The organism is Nocardia sp. NPDC051981 (assembly GCF_040680715.1).
Lineage (GTDB): Bacteria > Actinomycetota > Actinomycetes > Mycobacteriales > Mycobacteriaceae > Nocardia.
Map to the genome: position 1 here is coordinate 1 of NZ_JBFAXK010000010.1, position 16,971 is coordinate 16,971.

Annotated in this window: 17 protein-coding genes and 1 pseudogene; 6 read left to right on the forward strand and 12 right to left on the reverse strand. The window is 68.9% G+C overall.

What is annotated here, in order from left to right; genetic code table 11:
- Window positions 1-1,311, reverse strand: a 1,311-nt coding sequence (locus AB0L60_RS18930; RefSeq protein ID WP_364615282.1) for a serine/threonine-protein kinase, incomplete at its 3' end; no start/stop codon positions are given.
- A gap of 268 nt (window positions 1,312-1,579) precedes the next feature.
- Window positions 1,580-2,323, reverse strand: a complete 744-nt coding sequence (locus tag AB0L60_RS18935) for an SDR family oxidoreductase (RefSeq protein WP_364615285.1) — start codon at window positions 2,321-2,323, stop codon at window positions 1,580-1,582.
- On the opposite strand from AB0L60_RS18935, the gene AB0L60_RS18940 reads away from it, so the two are divergent.
- The 4 genes from AB0L60_RS18940 (at window position 2,301) to AB0L60_RS18955 (ending at window position 6,751) form a co-directional block, all read left to right on the forward strand.
- A complete protein-coding gene (locus tag AB0L60_RS18940; RefSeq protein ID WP_364615288.1) occupies window positions 2,301-3,335 on the forward strand; it encodes an SDR family oxidoreductase in 1,035 nt (344 codons plus the stop codon). The genes AB0L60_RS18935 and AB0L60_RS18940 overlap by 23 nt on opposite strands.
- 35 nt (window positions 3,336-3,370) lie before the next feature.
- On the forward strand, window positions 3,371-4,366 hold the full coding sequence (locus AB0L60_RS18945) for a GAF domain-containing protein (protein WP_364615291.1): 996 nt from the start codon (window positions 3,371-3,373) through the stop codon (window positions 4,364-4,366).
- Window positions 4,367-4,675: 309 nt separating this feature from the next.
- Window positions 4,676-5,611, forward strand: a complete 936-nt coding sequence (locus AB0L60_RS18950; RefSeq protein ID WP_364615294.1) for a ParB/RepB/Spo0J family partition protein — start codon at window positions 4,676-4,678, stop codon at window positions 5,609-5,611.
- 138 nt (window positions 5,612-5,749) lie between these two features.
- A complete protein-coding gene (locus AB0L60_RS18955; RefSeq protein ID WP_364615297.1) occupies window positions 5,750-6,751 on the forward strand; it encodes a helix-turn-helix domain-containing protein in 1,002 nt (333 codons plus the stop codon).
- Here AB0L60_RS18955 and AB0L60_RS18960 read toward each other — a convergent pair whose 3' ends face one another.
- Window positions 6,752-8,248: a cytochrome P450 gene (locus AB0L60_RS18960; RefSeq protein WP_364615300.1), complete on the reverse strand. Its 1,497-nt coding sequence runs from the start codon at window positions 8,246-8,248 to the stop codon at window positions 6,752-6,754.
- Window positions 8,249-8,422: 174 nt separating this feature from the next.
- Here AB0L60_RS18960 and AB0L60_RS18965 point away from each other — a divergent pair, with 174 nt between their 5' ends.
- On the forward strand, window positions 8,423-8,839 hold the full coding sequence (locus AB0L60_RS18965; RefSeq protein ID WP_364615304.1) for a zinc-binding dehydrogenase: 417 nt from the start codon (window positions 8,423-8,425) through the stop codon (window positions 8,837-8,839).
- Between the two features lie 28 nt (window positions 8,840-8,867).
- Here AB0L60_RS18965 and AB0L60_RS18970 read toward each other — a convergent pair.
- From AB0L60_RS18970 to AB0L60_RS18980, 3 genes and pseudogenes are all read right to left on the reverse strand, one after another.
- Window positions 8,868-8,948: pseudogene (locus AB0L60_RS18970) on the reverse strand (succinate-semialdehyde dehydrogenase); the annotation flags it as partial.
- Between the two features lie 38 nt (window positions 8,949-8,986).
- Window positions 8,987-10,330 (reverse strand): 4-aminobutyrate--2-oxoglutarate transaminase, encoded by a 1,344-nt coding sequence (gene gabT / locus AB0L60_RS18975; RefSeq protein WP_364615307.1) that lies wholly within the window; start codon window positions 10,328-10,330, stop codon window positions 8,987-8,989.
- 394 nt (window positions 10,331-10,724) lie between these two features.
- A complete protein-coding gene (locus tag AB0L60_RS18980; RefSeq protein ID WP_364615310.1) occupies window positions 10,725-10,988 on the reverse strand; it encodes a GlsB/YeaQ/YmgE family stress response membrane protein in 264 nt (87 codons plus the stop codon).
- 96 nt (window positions 10,989-11,084) lie between these two features.
- On the opposite strand from AB0L60_RS18980, the gene AB0L60_RS18985 reads away from it, so the two are divergent.
- On the forward strand, window positions 11,085-11,432 hold the full coding sequence (locus tag AB0L60_RS18985; protein WP_364615313.1) for a hypothetical protein: 348 nt from the start codon (window positions 11,085-11,087) through the stop codon (window positions 11,430-11,432).
- A 69-nt stretch (window positions 11,433-11,501) separates the two neighbouring features.
- On the opposite strand, the gene AB0L60_RS18990 is transcribed toward AB0L60_RS18985, so the two are convergent.
- Genes AB0L60_RS18990 through AB0L60_RS19015 form a run of 6 tightly spaced genes read right to left on the reverse strand, consistent with a single transcriptional unit; the run spans window position 11,502 to window position 16,802 of the window.
- Entirely contained in the window at window positions 11,502-12,689 is a 1,188-nt protein-coding gene (locus AB0L60_RS18990) for a cytochrome P450 (protein WP_364615316.1), read from the reverse strand.
- Window positions 12,690-12,724: 35 nt separating this feature from the next.
- Entirely contained in the window at window positions 12,725-13,987 is a 1,263-nt protein-coding gene (locus tag AB0L60_RS18995) for a cytochrome P450 (protein ID WP_354837996.1), read from the reverse strand.
- A complete protein-coding gene (locus AB0L60_RS19000; protein ID WP_354838494.1) occupies window positions 13,984-14,553 on the reverse strand; it encodes an ATP/GTP-binding protein in 570 nt (189 codons plus the stop codon). Before AB0L60_RS19000 ends, AB0L60_RS18995 begins: the two co-directional genes overlap by 4 nt.
- A 52-nt stretch (window positions 14,554-14,605) precedes the next feature.
- On the reverse strand, window positions 14,606-14,959 hold the full coding sequence (locus AB0L60_RS19005) for a DUF742 domain-containing protein (RefSeq protein ID WP_364615320.1): 354 nt from the start codon (window positions 14,957-14,959) through the stop codon (window positions 14,606-14,608).
- A complete protein-coding gene (locus AB0L60_RS19010) occupies window positions 14,956-15,369 on the reverse strand; it encodes a roadblock/LC7 domain-containing protein (protein WP_364615323.1) in 414 nt (137 codons plus the stop codon). Before AB0L60_RS19010 ends, AB0L60_RS19005 begins: the two co-directional genes overlap by 4 nt.
- On the reverse strand, window positions 15,366-16,802 hold the full coding sequence (locus tag AB0L60_RS19015) for an ATP-binding protein (protein WP_364615326.1): 1,437 nt from the start codon (window positions 16,800-16,802) through the stop codon (window positions 15,366-15,368). The genes AB0L60_RS19010 and AB0L60_RS19015 overlap by 4 nt, the downstream gene beginning before the upstream one ends.
- Between the last annotated feature and the right edge of the window lie 169 nt (window positions 16,803-16,971).

A 16,971-nucleotide genomic window follows, 5' to 3' on the forward strand; every position in this document is an offset into this window, starting at 1 on the left:
CGCGTTCCCGCAGCTCCTGCGGATATCTCCGATTCCCAGCCATACCGTTGATCCTCTCCAGATCCAACGGTCTCCCTCAAACCCGGGGCGATCCAGGGGATTCTTCAGACCGGTGAATGGCAACGGGCTCGGCGTCGACGCGTCCGCCGCCAATTTCACCACCCGATCGTTACCCATGTCGGTGACGTATACGGTGCCCGCCGCGTCGACGGCCACATCGGTGGGCAGGCTGACGCCGCTGAACGGCAGTGGAATCTGTGACGAGTAGGCCGGGGCGATAGGTGTGGGCGAGTTGCCACCGCCGCCTGAGCCTCCTTCGACACTGATGACGACAGCCACGGCGGCCACCGCCGTAACCGCTACCGCGGCCGCGAGCAGCCCGGCGGTCTTGGGCGACAATCTGATTCGCCGCCCATGGCGCGCGGCCACACCCTCGGTGGTGCTGACCGCGGATTCGCCCACCGCGGCGCGGGCCGCTGCGGCCAGCTCGCGCGTGGTCTGGTAACGATCGTCTGGGTTCTTGGCCATTCCCTTGGCGATGACCGCATCGAACGCAGTCGGTACATCGGGTGTAGTGGTGCTGGGACGCGGGGGTGGGGTGTGCAGATGATGGGCGATCACACCCTCCATGCCCACTGAGCTCGTAAACGGCGGCCGGCCGGTCAGGCACTCATGCAGCACGCATGTCAACGCGTACACGTCCACTCGGGCATCGGCCTCGACCTCCGCGCTGATCTCCTCCGGCGCCATGTAGGCGACGGTGCCGACGGTCTCGCCGAGGGCGGTCAGCGTACGGTCGTCGGCGGCGTGGGCGATCCCGAAGTCGATCAGGTAGGCGAACTCATCGGCCGCAAGCAGGATGTTGGTGGGTTTGACGTCGCGGTGGACCAGCCCGGCGTCGTGGGCCGCCTGTAGTGCGCCGGCCACCTGTGTGATGATCGCCACCGCCCGCGGCGGCGACAAGGCCCCTTCTCGCGTGATCACCTTGCGCAGATCGGTGCCCTCGATCAACCGCATATTCAGATAGAGCCGACCGTCGATGTCGCCGAAGTCGTGGATGGGGATCACATGCGGCTCGGTCAACTGTGCCACCGCCCGGCACTCCCGGCGGAAGCGCTCGCGCAGCCGCTCGTCATCGGCGAAGCGCTCGGGCAACACCTTGAGCGCCACCACCCGGTTGGTCAGCGAATCATGCGCCCGCCACACCTGGCCCATGCCGCCCTGACCCAGCAGCGACAGCAGCCGATAGCGTCCGAACATCTGCGCCGGCCCCCAGGTGGCGTTCACGCCACGCACTGACTTGTCATCCATTGCGCCGTCCCGTGACCACCCGACTGGCAAACGGTGTACTCGCAAATTCAGCGTACCTCTGAGCCATACGACCAACTTCCTGAAGAAGCCGGCAGTCCAGCACCACTCGGAGGCGGGCCATCTTGAATAAAAGGTGTCGGTTTCCGGTCTCCGCCATCTTGCCAAGATGTTGCTGAGACAGGCACGAACTGGACGGAGTTCTTGCGCGCGTTGGTGAATCGTTCCCTCGAACCGGTAAATGGAACGATCTAGGGCGCGGCAGCGCCCTTCAGCCGCGGCCGAGGAGGGCTCCGCCGTTGATCTGGAGGATCTGGCCGGTGGTCCAGCCGGCTTCGGGGGAGGTGAGGTGGGCGATGCCGGCGGCGATTTCGTCGGGCGTGCCGGCGCGGCCGAGGGGGATTTGGGAGATTCGGTCGGCTTCGAGTTCCGGTGTGAGCCGGTCGGTCCAGAATTCGGTGGCGGGCACGAAGCCGGGAGCGACGGTGTTGACGGTGATGCCTTGTGGGGCCAGCTGTTGTGCGAGGCCCAGGGCCCAGCCGTGGAGGGCGGCTTTCGCGGCCCCGTAGGGGCCTGCTCCGCGTAGCGCGGCGATCGAGCTCACCGACACGATTCGGCCGCCCGGGCGGGTCATGTGCGGGATCAGCGCTTCGGTCAGCAGTACCGCGGTGAGCACGTTCAGCTGGAAGGTGTTGATGTAGGCGGCCGCGAGGCCGTCCAGGTCGTCGGGTGTGTGCGCGGGGCTACCGCCCGCGTTGTTGACCAGAATGTCGACACGCCCGTCTGCCGCGATCCGTTCGGCAAGGGACCGGACTTGATCGGGTGCGGTGAGGTCGGCGGTCGCGGTGGTGATGCGGTCGGCCCCGATGCCGGTGTTGATCTCCTTGGCAGTGGCTTCCAGCACGGTTGGCCGGCGTCCGATGATGGTCACCGACACGCCGTCGACGGCCAGGCGTCGTGCTACTGCTTTCCCGATTCCGGTGCCGCCGCCGGTGACGATCGCGCGTCGTGTCATCATTCCTCCCCTGATCGATGAATCATATTCAGGCTCAAACTACTTCATGCAGCGCGTGACATTGTGGGACGGGCACTCTCGGGTTATCGAGATCACGGCGGGACCCTCGCCGCGGGCGCATGGTTATTGCGTGATCGGATGGGTTGGCGCGGAACATATCTCGCGGGATGCCAGTGGTCTGTGCAGACTCACGGGTATGGATCGTAGTTTCTATGCGGGTCGGGTTGCTGTGGTTACCGGGGCGGGGGCCGGGATCGGGCGGGAGCTGGCGGTGCGGCTGGGGCGGGAGGGGGCGTCGGTGGTGCTGCTGGACACGAATGAAGGGGCGCTGGGGGAGACGGCGGGGATGGTCAGGGGCGGGGATGGGGAGGTGGTGGGGCTGGTCGCCGATGTCGCTGATCCGGAGCGGATGGGGGAGGTCGCGGCCGAGGTGGTGGGGCGGCTCGGGGGTGTGGATGTGTTGATCAACAATGCGGGGAAGCTTTTCTATGGCGGGGTGGCGGAGTCCGAGCCGGGCGACTTCGAGGCGGTGATGCGGGCGAATTTCGGTGCGACCGTGGTGAGTACGAAAGCCTTCCTGCCGTATGTGGTGAAGTCGCCCGAGGGGCGGATCGCGAATCTCTCCTCGGCGTACGGGTTGATCGGGCTCGGCGGGGCCGCGCCCTACACGGCGGCCAAGTTCGCGATTCGCGGCTTCACCGAGTCATTGCGGTCGGAATTGCGCGGGCAGCCGAATGTTGCTGTCAGCTGCGTGTTCCCGGGCGGGGTGAAGACCGGGATCGCGTGGTCGGCGTTGGCGGCGGCGGGGGTGGACGCGGAGCGGGCGGCGCAGCGGTTCGACCGGTATGTGGCCCGTACCGATCCCGGTGTTGCGGCGCAGGTGATTCTGCGTGGTGTCGCGCGGGGGAAGAGTCGTGTACTGATAGGACCCGACGCGATCCTTGCCGAAATCGCGGCCAGGGTGGCAGGCGGGCAGTACGAGAAGCTGATTCGGCTCGTGATCAGGGGATAAAAGGGGAAGGCACGATGCCAGGAACACGATGGCTGTTGATTGAGACGTTCGGCGGTGGGGAGCCGACCGTCATCGGACTGGGCAGTGCGCCAAGGAAGTTCGTGCCGCTGACGCAGATCTTCCGGCAGCGCGAGACGCTGGCGACCATCCGCGGAGCGGTGGCGGCGACCGTGGAGGCGCTGGCGCCGGTGGAGGTCATGAGCGACGGCGGCCGCCGGCGAACTCTCACCGCGCCGCTGCTGATCACCCCGGAGCGCATGCACGCCGTGCTGGTGTGGTCGGGTCCGGCGGAGGAGACGGTGCCGCCGCGAGATCCGGTGGGGGCGTGGTACTTCAATCTGTCCACGTCGAAGTCCACGCGCTCGGACGATCTGCTGGATCTCTACGGTGTCGCTCCGGAGAATCGGGCGCGCGAGCACGCCATCGCGGGCGTGTTCGCCCGCGTCATCACCAATAGCGACGAGTCCGACGCCCTGGCCAAGGTGGTCCGGTCGGCGCCGGGTACCGAGCATCAGGCGGTGTGGACCGTCCGCCGCGACGACGGCGCTCTGCGGGCGGCGCACTTCTCGTGCCGCATCATCGAAGAGACCGATGCCGCCGGGAATTCCGAGGTGTTCATGCGCGGGGTCACCCATGACATCGGCGATGCCACCGATGTCAGCGCCGCGCCGCCGCCGGTGATCCTCGAGCACCGGGTGCTCGACGCGGCCGCCGCGGAGGGTGACTTCCGGGCCATTGTCGACCTGCGCACCCTGCGGCTGCTGCGCTGGATGGGTCCGCCCATGCCGGGCATCGCCTGGCAGTCGCTGGCGGGCGAACCGGAGCCGGCCATACACCCGGACGATATCGAGACGGCGAAGACCATGAGCCGCAACCTCGCTCACTCCCGCACCGCCGGGCGGCTGCGGCTCCGGACGCTCGACGGGGGCTGGAAATCGGTGCGGGCCCGGGCCGTGCTCATGGCACTGGACCAGCACACGACGGCCGCGCTGGTCACCGTCCGGGATCCGGATATGCCGGACGTGGACTAGGTCACCCGACCCGCCAGCAAACAGACCGGCGGCAATGTTTGTTGTGTATCTAACACCGTCCGAATCGGTCCCGGGCTGCTGCTCCAGGTCAGCGTGTTTCGCCAGTAAATACGCAGGCAGGCACGCGATTTGCTCAATTGATCACATTGTGTGCGCGTCGATACACTGCCGCGTACACGCACCCGCGTGAGCGGGAATCTTGCCGGTGATCCGTGTGATGCCGCTTGTCGCGTCGTAGGAACGCCCTGCCCGGGGACGCTCGTGGAGTGCCTCGGGATTCGGGGCTGCTCGGCGTTGGGAGGCGGCGCAGTGCTCGGACCGACATACGCGTGGTGGGTGCACCCGCGCGGCCGTATCTGGCAGTGGATCGTCACCCGGGCGATCCGAGTGGGGGAGAACTACGCGCGGCCGCGCCTGGACGCGAATTTCCCGCTGCTGGAGCCCAACCCCACGGATATCGTGCGAATTCCGCTGGACCGCTTGCACATCGACACCACGATCCGGCAATCCGGCGAGAACTCCCGGCATGTCACGGCGCTGTCGGAGGTCGCCGCGGCCCTGCCGCCGATCGTCGTGCATCGATCGCGCATGACGGTCATCGACGGCGCCCATCGCGTGCGCGCGGCAATCTGCAGCGGGTCCCAGTGGATCGACGCGGTCTACTTCGACGGTGACGACGGGCAGGCCCTGCTGCTCGCGGTCCGGCTGAACAGCAGGCACGGCCTGCCCCTGTCCGCGGCCGACCGCAAGGCCGCGGCCGAACAGGCGCTCTCGTTCTATCCGGACTGGTCCGACCGCAAGCTGGCCGAGGTGATCGGCCTGCCCGAGCGGACCATCGCCGCCGTCCGGAAGCGGGCGGCGGCGCGCCCCGGCCACCACCTCGCCCGCCGCGCACTCGCGGCTCCCGCGCCACAGCCGCGCCAGTGTCACCCCGAGCGAATCCGCGACGAGCGTCCCCAGACCGGTCCCGGGTCTGCCGCGAAAGACCTGTCGTATCCCGCTCGCGCACTGTGGAATCTGCGCTCGGACCCGGCGCTGACCCGCACCGAATCCGGCAGGCAACTCCTACGCCTGTTCGACGAGCTGCCCGCGGACCCCGTGGCCTGGGCGGACCTGGCCGCTGATCTCCCGCCGTACTGCGCCGCCCTGGTCGCCGAACTGGCCTCCCAGCAGGCCCGGCACTGGGCCGCACTGGCCCGATCCGCCAGCCGGACCGCCGCGGCCGAGAAGACCACTGCCGCGTGACAGCTCGATCCGACCGCCTTCGATCGGGTCGATGACGGTCGGCGGTCGGCGCCGCGTACGCGTGCCGATGCCGTCGAATGTGTTGGCTCGCTTCATACCTGCCTATGTGGGACGTGAAAGACTGGGTGGGTACTGATCGTGGTGTCGGGTGAGTTCGGAGTGGTCGGGTTGTCGGGCATTCGGCGGATCGAGGTCCGCGGCGGGGACGGGGAGTACTCGGGCCGGGTGTTCGAGCAGTGGGAGGCAGGGCTCAGCGAGGCCTATGTGCCGCTTGCGGTTTCGCCGCGAACTTCGGGGCGGTTCACGGGGTGGATCGTGCACGGAACCTACGGCGATGTGGAGTTGTCGCAACTGGGGGCCACCCGGCAACGGGTGGACCGCACCCGGACCCTGATCGCCCGCACCGATGACGAATTCCTGCACACCAGCATTCAGCTCACCGGCCGTGGCTGGCTGCACCAGGACGGCCGAGTCGCCGAGGTCGGGCCGGGAGAGATGGTCTTCTACGACAGCACACGGCCGTATCACTGGGAGTTCGAGGGGGATTGGGAGATGGCGGCGGTGCAGGTGCCGCTGAGCCGGCTGCGGCAGCGGGCCGGGATCACCCCGCGCGAGATCCCGACCGCGACCGCCGTGGCGCAGCGCAGTCCGGCCGGCGTGGTCACCGGCTTCCTCCGAGAGCTGACCGATTTGCAGAACACCGCACCCGAACAGGCCGCCGTCCTGGCCGGTTCGGCGGTGGACCTGCTGGCCTCGGCCATCTCCCTGACCATCGGGCGGACGGTCCGGGGAGAGCCGGCGGAGACGCTGAGCCGAAGACGGGTCATGGAATTCATGCGACGGCACTGCCGCGATCCGCGCCTGACGGTCGACGGCATCGCGGCCGGTTGCGGGGTGTCACGCCGGACCCTGTACCGCGTCCTCGAACAATTCGATGAGGGCCCGGCGACCCTGCTACGCCGGATACGAATCGAGTACTCCTGCGGATTGCTCACCGCCCGACCGGATCTCCCTGTCACCGCCGTCGCCCATCACTCCGGCTTCGCCACCGAACGGCAGTTCTACCGCGCCTTCCGCATCGAGCTGGGCATGACCCCGGCCGCCTACCGGGCGACCGGGGGCGCTGCCCGCACCCGCTGATCAGTCTCGTGCCACGGCCTGCATGAGCAGCGGTTTGTCCGGAGCGCCGATGAACGAAAGCTGCGGCCGAATGGGCTCGCTGGTGGCGATCCGCAGATCCAGCTGCTGGGCGATGGTGGCGATCGACAGCACCACCTCCATGGTCGCGAAGTTCTGCGCGATGCAGATCCGCTTGCCCGCACCGAACGCCAGCGACGCCTCCCGATGCGGCCGGGTCATGTTCTCCGGCAGATAGCGCGTCGGATCGAACTCGCCCGCCCGATCCCAGACCCGCGGGTTGCTGTGCACCCCGTGCATGCTGATCATGATGGTGGTGCCGCGCTTGATGCGGTAGCCCGCCAGCACGTCCTCGCCCAGCGCCACCTTGCTGAAGGCCATGATCGGCGGGTACAGCCGCATCGTCTCCAGGAAGACGGCCTTGGTCCACACCAGCTTGTCCACGTCGGCGGCGGTGGGGGTGCGCCCGCCGAGCACGGTGTCGAGCTCCTTGTGGAGGCGCTGCCGGGCCTCGGGATGGTCGGCGAGCAGCTTCCACACCCAGGTCAGCGCGGTGGCCGAGGTCTCCATGCCCGCCCCGATGAATGTCATGAGCTCGTCCCGGATTTCGAGATCGGTGTAGCTGTGCCCGGTCTCGGGATCGGTGGCCGCCATGAGCAGGCCGAGCAGATTGTCCTTGCGGGTGATGCGGCCCTCGCGATGATCGGAAATGATTCCGGCCACGGCATTCTCGATGCCGCGCAGCTCGAACATGATGTGCGGGGCCACCATCCAGGAGGCGGCGCGGACAGCCCGGATCGGAATCCGTGAGCCCGTCTGCTTCTCGGGCTTCTCGGTGCGGCGCACCAGCCACATGGACAGCGGCCGCAGCGTCCGGCTCACATTGGTGACCACGCCGACGCCGAAGAACTTGAGCAGCCGCTCGAGCTTGATCTTGGAGATGGGCCCGTCCAGGTCGGTGCCGAACATGGTGCGCGCCACGATATCCAGCATGAGGCGGGTCATCTCCACGCCCACGTCGACCGGCGCCCCGGCCGCCCGCAGCCGCCGGGCCGTCTCCTGGGCCGCCTCGACCATGGGCACATCGAACTGGTCGATGGCGCTGCGCGCGAAGATCGGCTGCACCAGGCGCTTGTTGCGGTAGTAGAGGCGATCGTCGCGCTGGGTCACCAGGCCCTGGCCGAAGACCACGGCGAGCATGTCGAATTCGGCGCCGCGCACGTAGTTCTCGTGATTGGCGATCAGCACCTGCCGGACCAGCTCCGGACTGCGCACGACGACGTACTTCGCCATCGGCAGGCGGGCGATCAGCACATCGTCCTGACCAGGCAGCTCGGATGCCAGGTACTGCATGATGGTGCGCTCCCGGATCCGCCCGGGCAGTCCCAGCGCCAGCCGCCAGGACTGCCCCCAGGTGACCGGCGTGTTGTGCCAGCGCATGGGTGCGGGCTGCCACCGCGGCGGGTGGAGTTCGGTGCTTCCTGTGGCCGGTGCTGTCATGGGGACCATCCCGTGCGATCGAAAGTCGTTCGCCCCGAGGGGCTTACGCTCGAATGCTACTGGGGAGTAGGAGTTCGCGCAGGCGATGTGGTGTATCCGCGTCCGCCGGGTCACGGGTTCGGTGGCAACTGCACCCTTGATTCTTGAGCAACCCTCGAAAAGATCGGTGCGGCAGTGGTTCTCACCGAGGACGGCAACCTGTCGGAGCGTGCGCGCGCGGCCGGAATCGTCATCGACGCCCTGCTGGACCTGGTCGGCAACTCCGTCCTGCGTGATTCGGTCGCGACCGTGCGACCGCGCGGGCGTGTCTGTCAGGCCGGATTCCTCGGCGGCCTGGCCCCGGTGCCCGAGTTCAACCCGATCGCCGACCTGCCCAGCGGAGTCCAGCTCTCCTTCTTCGGCAGTTCTGTCTTCGGGACGCCCGGATTCCCGCTCTCGGCTGTCCCGCTCGCGGACCTCGTCGCCAAGGCCGAAGTCGGTGTGTACCACGCGAAACCGGTGCGCACCTTCACCTTCGACGAGATCGTGCGGGCGCACGAGGTGATGGAGTCCGGGACCGCCGGCGGCAAGATGACGGTTGCCGTCGGCTAGTCCGGACGGCCGGGGCCGGATTCCGCCAGGGCAGGGCGATGTATTCGGTCTCCAGGTACTCCTCGATGCCCTCGACCCCGGCCTCCCGGCCCAGCCCGGACTGCTTTACGCATTGCGGGGTCTCCTCATACTCACCGGATTTCGAACTCAGCGGGTCAGATCCCGCACCGTCTCGGACAGCACCCCGAGGCCGTCGGCGAGCAGGTCGTCGCCGATCACCAGCGGAGGCAGCAGCCGGATGACGTTTCCGTAGGTGCCGCAGGTGAGCAGCACGACGCCGCGCGAGAGCGCCTCGGCGGCAATGGCTTTGGTGAGATCCGGATCGGGGATGTCGGTACGCGGTCGGGCCAGTTCGATGGCGAGCATCGCACCCCGGCCGCGTACGTCACCGATCACGCCGGTCGCGGCGGCCAGCTCCCGCAGCCGCGGCACAGTGGCCGCCTCGATGGCCCGCGCCCGGGCCGGCAGGTCCAGCGACCGCATCACCTCGATGCTGGCCAGCGCCGCCGCGCACGCCACCGGATTGCCGCCGTAGGTGCCGCCCAGCCCGCCCGGATGCACCGCGTCCAGCAGCTCGGCCCGGCCGGTGACGGCCGACAACGGCATGCCGCCCGCAATGCCCTTGGCCATGGCGACGATGTCCGGCTCGATGCTCTCGTGCTCGCTCGCGAACCACGCTCCGGTGCGGGCGAATCCGGTCTGCACCTCGTCGGCGATGAACACCACCCCGCGCTCGCGGGCCCAGTTCGCCAGCGTGGCAAGGAATCCCGGAGCGGGCACGATGAATCCGCCCTCGCCCTGGATCGGCTCGATGACGATCGCCGCCAGCGAATCGGCCCCGATCTGCACCTCGAGCCGCGAAATCACTTGGCGCGCAGCCTGTTCTCCTGTCAGCCCCGGCTGGTCGCGGTACGGGTACGACATGGGCATGCGGTGGATGTCCGGTGCGAACGGGCCGAAATGCGCCTTGTACGGCATGGATTTCGCGGTCAGCGCCATGGTCAGGTTGGTGCGGCCGTGATATGCGTGATCGAACGCGGCCACCGCCGGCCGGCCGGTCGCCAGCCGCGCCACCTTCACCGCGTTCTCGACCGCCTCCGCGCCCGAGTTGAACAGCACCGTCCGCTTGTCGAAGGCGCCGGGCGTGAGTGCGGCCAGTTCCTCGGCCACGCGGATGTAGTTCTCGTAGGGGGTGACCATGAAGCAGGTGTGGGTGAACCGCGCGGCCTGCTCGGCGACGGCGGCCGCCACCTCCGGATGGGACGCGCCGACCGTGGTGACCGCGATGCCCGAGCCCAGATCGATCAGCGAATTGCCGTCCACATCGAGAATGACCCCGCCGTCGGCGTCGGCCGCATAGACGGGCACCGACGATCCGACCCCGGCCGCCACGGCCGCCGTCCGGCGTGCGGTGAGGGCCCGGGAACGCGGGCCCGGCAGCTCGGTGACGAGGTCGCGACGCTGGGGCAGGCGGTAGTCGATCGAGGGCATGCGGCATTCTCCCGGTCGAGGGTTGGTGGCACCGGTCATCAGTCTGCGCCACGGCACCCGCGATCACCCGTGCCGAATTGGACAACACGCCGGGCAGGAATTGATTGGACCGCAAGCTCGACAATGCCCTAACCCGGGCCGAACTTCTCCTCCCCCTTCTCGCCGAAGCTGATTGATCGACGGGGTGGGGACTGCTATCTTCTACGTATCTACTTAGTAGATACGTAGAAAGAGCTCGAGCCGTAGACCACCTGCGGCTGAGGGCGCCGTGGGGACGGCGTCGTGGCGGCAGGATTGTGCGGACCCCTCATCACGCGCAAGGCTGTCGACACACGAGGGGCGGGGCCGCGAGTCAGCGGCCCCGCCCCTCGGTCGTATTCGGTTGTGCGGCAGGTCAGACGCGGGCTCTGATCCACTTGTAGACGACCAGCACCACGATGGCGCCGATGATGGCGCCGAGGAAGGTGTGCTGGACCGGGGGATGGACGCTGAACTTGTGCGGGGCGAAGACCAGACTGCCCAGGGTGCCGCCGACGTAACTGCCGATGATGCCGAGAACGGCGGTCCAGATGATGCCGAAATCCTCCTTGCCCGGAACCAGAAGGCGGGCGATCGCGCCCGCGATGAGCCCGATGATGATCATCGTGATGATGCCCATGGCATGCTCCTTGCCTCGAGGTGGCGCATTCGAAGGTAGCAGGGCCGACGCCCGAAATGTGCGTGTCGCAATACACCGGCGTGCGCGTTTCGTCCCGTGGGCGGCGCCCGGACCGGCGTTCTCGGGCCGCCCGACTGGGATTGGGGCCCGGCCGGACCGCCGCCCTACGTGGCGCCGCAGCCGTCCGCCGAATCATCCGACCCTGCCCTGCCCCGACCCGAGGAGGCCGTCGGCTTCGGCGCCCACATCAAACCCCTGTTCCGGGACAAGGATCAGCGCTCCATGAGCCTCGTCTTCGACCTGTGGTCCCTCGACGACGTCACCAAGCACACCGCCGAGATCCTCGACCGCCTGGCCGCCGGCACCATGCCCTGCGACGGCGCCTGGCCGGCGGAGAAGGTGGACGTCTTCAGGAGGTGGACCGAGTCCGGCATGCACCCGTGACCCGCCCGGGCCGCGATCAGCGGGTCGTGATCGTGCGGCCCGGACAGTGTCCGCGCGCCGAATCCCGGCTCAGCCCACGTGGATCGGCATGGCGGCGATGTCGTTCTGGGTCATGACCGGAAGGTTGATGATCTCCTCGACCGGGGTGGCCAGCCGCAGCTCCGGGAAGCGGTCGAACAGGGCGGGCAGCGCGATGCCCGCTTCGAGGCGGGCCAGCGCCGCGCCCGGGCAGATATGCGGGCCGTATCCGAAGGAGATATTGCGGTGCGCGCTCGGCCGGGTGATGTCGAAATCGTCGGCGTCCTCGCCGAAGACCGCGGTGTCGCGGCCGATGGCACGGTAGGACATGACCACGCCCTCACCCTGCTCGATCACGGTGCCGCCGACGGTGATGTCCTCGGTGGCGAAGCGCATGAGCAGATGGGTGACCGGGCCGTCCCAGCGCAGCGTCTCCTCGATGACCTGCTTCCACTCCACCTCCTCCGAGCGCACCCGGGCCAGCTGTTCGGGCCGGGTCAGCAAGGCGCGCACCGCATTCAGGATCAGGCTCACGGTGGTCTCGTGCCCGGCGGCGACCAGTGCCTTCAGATTGCCGACCACCTCCTCCTCGGTGAGCGGCTCGCCGCCCTCGTCGGCCAGGATGAGCGCGCTGGTGAGATCGTCGCCGGGCTCGGCGGTCTTGCGGCGGACCATCTCGGTGAAGTAGACGTCCATGTCCTCGATGATCTGCAGGCGCTCGTCCTGCGGGGTGACCATGGAGAAGAACTTCTTGTACCAGTCCAGCAGCATCGGGTGGTCCGCGCGCGGCACCCCCATGAGCTCGGAGATCACCCGCATGGGCAGCGGGTAGGCGACGACCTGCTTGAGATCCACCGCCGTGCCGTCGCGGCCCGCCTCGTCCAGATCGTCGAGCAGCTCCTTGGTGAGCCGTTCGATGGTGGGGCGCAAGGCTTCCAGGCGGCGCGGGGTCAGCGCCTGGGTGGTCTTGATGCGCAGGCGGCGGTGCTCCGGGCCGTCCACGGTGAACATGGAGCGGCCGGCGTCGATCATGCCGATCAGCGGCCACTGCCGGGTGACGACGCCGTCCCGCCACAGCTTCCAGGCATTGATGTCCTTGACCAGCCTGGTGTCGGTGAGCAGCTGGCGGGCGATGGTGTGGTCGGTGATCGTCCAGGCGGTGGCGCCGAGCAGATCGATCCGGGTGACCGCACCGGCGGCGCGCAGGCGGGTGGTCTCGCCGGCGAGATCACCGACCATCGGATCTATCGAAATCGCATGCGGGCATGGGGAACTCACTGGAAACCTCCGAGAGCGCGAACAGGAGTGAAAACAACAGGAAGGGAAGTCATTCCGCGCAGGAACGGCGACGGCCGCCGCACCAGGTTCTGCGCGGGCACCGCCAGATCGATGTCCGGCAGCCGGTCCAGCAGCACCTCGATGCCGGTGCGCGCCACCACCTCCGCGATCTGCTGCGCCGGGAACGGGCAGCGGTACTCGCCGTGGCTGAACGCGAAGTGCGCGTTGTTGCCGGTGTGGGTGGCGGCCTCGCCGACCGCCTGGCGCACGTGCGGATCGGTGTTCGCGGCGGCCAGCCCGAGCAGCAGCAGGTCGCCCGCGCGAATCGTCCGGTCCGCCAGGCGCGTATCGCGCGCGGCCCAGCGCCCGGCCAGGATCGAGGTGGGGGAGTCCTCCCACAGCACCTCGTTCATCGCCTGGTCCACACTGCGCCGTCCGCCGCCCAGGGCGGCAGCGAAGCGGTCGTCGGTGAGCATCAGGCGCACCGAATTGACCAGCCAGTCCGCCGTCGGCAGGTGTCCCGCGGCCGTCACGGCCATCAGGTCGTTGACGTACTCCTCGTCGGTGAACGGCGCCGGGAAGGCCAGCATGCGCGAGACCAGATCATCGCCCGGCGCGGTCTTCTTCACCGCCAGCAGATGCTGGATGTACTGCATGAACTGCAGGTGCGCCGCCTGCGCGTCGGCGCCGCCGTCGGCCATCACCTTCATGGCCCGCGCCAGCCCGGGGCCTTCCGCGTCGGGAATGCCCAGCAGCCAGGCCAGGACGAGCACGGGCAGCGGTTCGGCGAACTCGCCCACCAGATCGGCCTGGCCGCGACCGCAGAAGGAGTCGATCAGCCGATCGGCCAAACCCTCACAGACCCGGCGCAATTCGAACGGATCCACCGATTCCAGCGCGGGTTCGACCATGGCCAGGTGCCGCCGGTGCTCCGCGCCCGCCGTGAAATAGATCGACGGCATGGGCGAGCCGACCATGGGCAGCAGCGGCCAGTCCGGCGGGATGTTCGGCCACTGATTCCACAGGCTGACATCGCGGGGGAACAGTTCGGGAGAACTGGTGACCTGGTGCATCTCCCGATACCCCAGCACCAGCCAGGCCGGAATCCCGCCGGGTAGCTCGACCGCGGCCACCGGCCCGTGGTCGCGGCGCATCTCCCGGTAGAGCGAATGCGGATCGGTGTGGAAACGGGGGCCGCTCAACGGCACCACGCCGGGCTCGTGGGGCACGGGGCAGGAACCCGGCGCGGGCGATGTCATGCGGGATTCCTCCACAGCGCGGTCTCCGGGTGAGAGAGGTATTCGACCAGGGCGATCAGGACGTTCTTGCAGGAGTCGCGGTCGCGGGCGTCGCAGTCGAGCAGCGGGATGTGCGGGTCCAGATCCAGCGCCTCGCGCACCGCGGGCAGGGCTGGGCCGGGTCCGAAGTTGTTGCACGCCACGATGAACGGGGTGCGCTGGTGCTCGAGCCGGTCGATGGCGTACCAGGAGTCGGCGATCCGCCGCTGATCCACCAGCACGATGGCGCCCAGCGCGCCCGCGAACAGGCGGTCCCACAGGAACCAGAAGCGTTCCTGGCCGGGCGCGCCGAACAGGTACAGCACGTGCTCGGTGTCGATGGTGATGCGGCCGAAGTCGAAAGCCACCGTGGTGGTGGTCTTTCCGGGCACGCCCGCGAGATCGTCGACGCCCTGGCCGGCCTGGGTCATGGTGGCCTCGGTGTCCAGCGGGCGGATCTCGCTGATCGAGCGGACCATGGTGGTCTTGCCGACGCCGAAGCCGCCCACGATCACGATCTTCAGGCCCTGCCGGGCATCGGCGTGCAGCGGGGCGTCGGCGCGGGCCGGACGCGGGTCCTCGGTGCCGGCGCACCGGATGTCAGAGCTTACGGAGTCCAACGAGCACCTTTTCCAGCATGTCGGTATCGGGCAGCGAATTCCATTGCCGCGCGGCATGATCCGGATGACGCACCGTGATCTTGCCGGCGTGCAGCAGGTCCGACAGCAGGACGACGGTGATGCCGACCGGCAGCCGCAGCTCGGCCGCGATCTCCACCACCGCCGTCGGCGCGCGGCACATGTCGAGGATGGCGGCATGCTCGGACTGCATGCCGCGCACCGGATCGCATTCGCTGACCACCAGGGTCACCAGATCGAACGCGTCCGAATCCGGTTGGCTGCGACCGCCGGTCAGCGTGTACAGCCGATCCGGATCCTCGTCTGGCCTGGTCACGACACGCTCGCCCCCGGCACCCGCGGGGCGGCGGCCAGATGCTCGCCGAGCTGCTCGACCAGCTCCCGCATCGTGTGGCCGACCAGCCCGGCATCGGCGTCCTCCGCGGCCACCACCGCGATGTGCGCCCCCACTCCGGCCTCGACGATGAACAGGATGCCCCCGTAGAACTCGGTCATCGACTGGCGCACCCCGCCCCGCCCGTCCCCGAACTCCACCGAGGCCCCGTGCGAAAGACTCTGGATCCCAGCGGCGATCGCCGCCAGCTGATCCGCGCTGTCGGTCCCCAGCCCGGCCGTATGACAGATCTTCAACCCGTCGCCGGACAGCAGCAGCGCATGCCGCGCCCGCGGCGTACGCGCCAGCAACTGCTCCAGCAGCCAACCCAGATGTGTGGCGGGCGGTGTCATCGATCGGTCTCCGATGGGGTCGTAGGGGCGGGGAACGAGTTCGTGGTGAAGGCGCGTTGGAAGGCGGCCATGGCCGAGGGCGCGGACGGCATGCGTGGCGCCTCGGGTTGCGCCGGGCCGGACAGGCCGTCCGGGTGGACGGCGGCCAGCGTGCTGCCGCGGCGGCGCTTCGGCAGGCCGCTGGAAGTCGCTGTGTGCTGGTCGATTTCGGGCTGGGCCGGAAGAACGTCCGGGGCGGTGGAGGCAAAGGCGGGTTTCGGCGGCGGGGCCGTTTCGGGCGCGGTGGGGACATCCCTCGCCGGAGTGCCGGGGTGCGGACGGGTGGTGACCGGGGTGAGGCGGCCGAAAGTGCCGGATTGGCGTTCCAGGCGGGTGGTGAGTTCGCGGGGGATGACGACGACCACGGCGGTGCCGCCGATGGCGGAGGGGCGGTAGCTGACGGTGAGGTCGTGTTTGCGGGCCAGGTGACCGACCACGGCCAGGCCGAGGCGGGTGCCGGAGAGGGTGGAGAGGTCGGAGCCGGCGTGGGGGCCGGAGACGGCGGATTCGGCTCGCCGGAGGGCGGACTCGCTCATGACGAGGCCGGAGTCCTCGATGGTGATCACCACACCGGCGGGGACCTCGGCGGCGTAGACGTGGACCTCGGTGGTGGGCGGGGAGAAGTTGCAGGCGTTGTCGAGCAGCTCGGCCAGGGCGTGCATGACGCCCTCGGCGGCATGGCCCGCGATGGCGATCTCGGTGATCGCGCGCAGGCGCACGCGCTGGTAGCCCGCGACCCGGCCCATGGCGCCGCGCAGAATCGATTCCATGGCAATGGGTTTCGCCCAACGGCGGCCCGAGCGCGCACCGCTGAGTACCGCGATGCTGTCGGCCAGCCGGCCCGCCTGCGCGGTGCGGTGGTCCAGTTCCAGCAGGTCGGCCAGCACCTTCGGGTCGGCGTGCCGGTGCTCCATCTCACGCAGCTCCGCCAGCATGCTGGTGCTCATGGCCTGCATGCGCCCCGCCGCGCCGGCAAACGCGGCCATGGCGGCGGCGCGGCGGCTCTCGCTCTCCTTGGCCGCTCGGGCCTCGGCCGCGACCTGTTCGCGGATGCCGTGAATCCTGGCCTCGGACTCGGTTATTCGCGCCTGAGCGGCGGAAACAGTCGCGGCCACATGGGCATCGGCCTGCGCGGTGTAGGCCAGGGCCTCCTGCCGCACCGCCTGCACCCGGCCCCGGTAGTAGGCGGCGGCCGTGAGGGCGGCGGTCAGCAACAGCGCCGCCACGCTCGCGCCGATGGCCAGCGGCACCCGGAAATCGGTGGGGGAGTAAAGGACCGCGACCGCTACCGCGGCCGCACTGAGCGCCAGGGATCCCGCCAGTGTGGACAGGGGCGGTCGCTGTCGTAGGACGGGTTGCTGCTCCCCGCCCGGCGGATTCACTGATTCCGACACGCTCCGCACTTCCGAACCGACGTCCACCAGGGCGAACACCCCGATGCCCCCAACCGCACCCGCATGCGGTATCCGTGCCAAATGCCCGGACCGGCAAGCGGATTCGGATCTGCCGGACGCAGCATAAGCGCACGGGGCGGGCGGCGCTACCCGAGCGCGAACCCGCCCA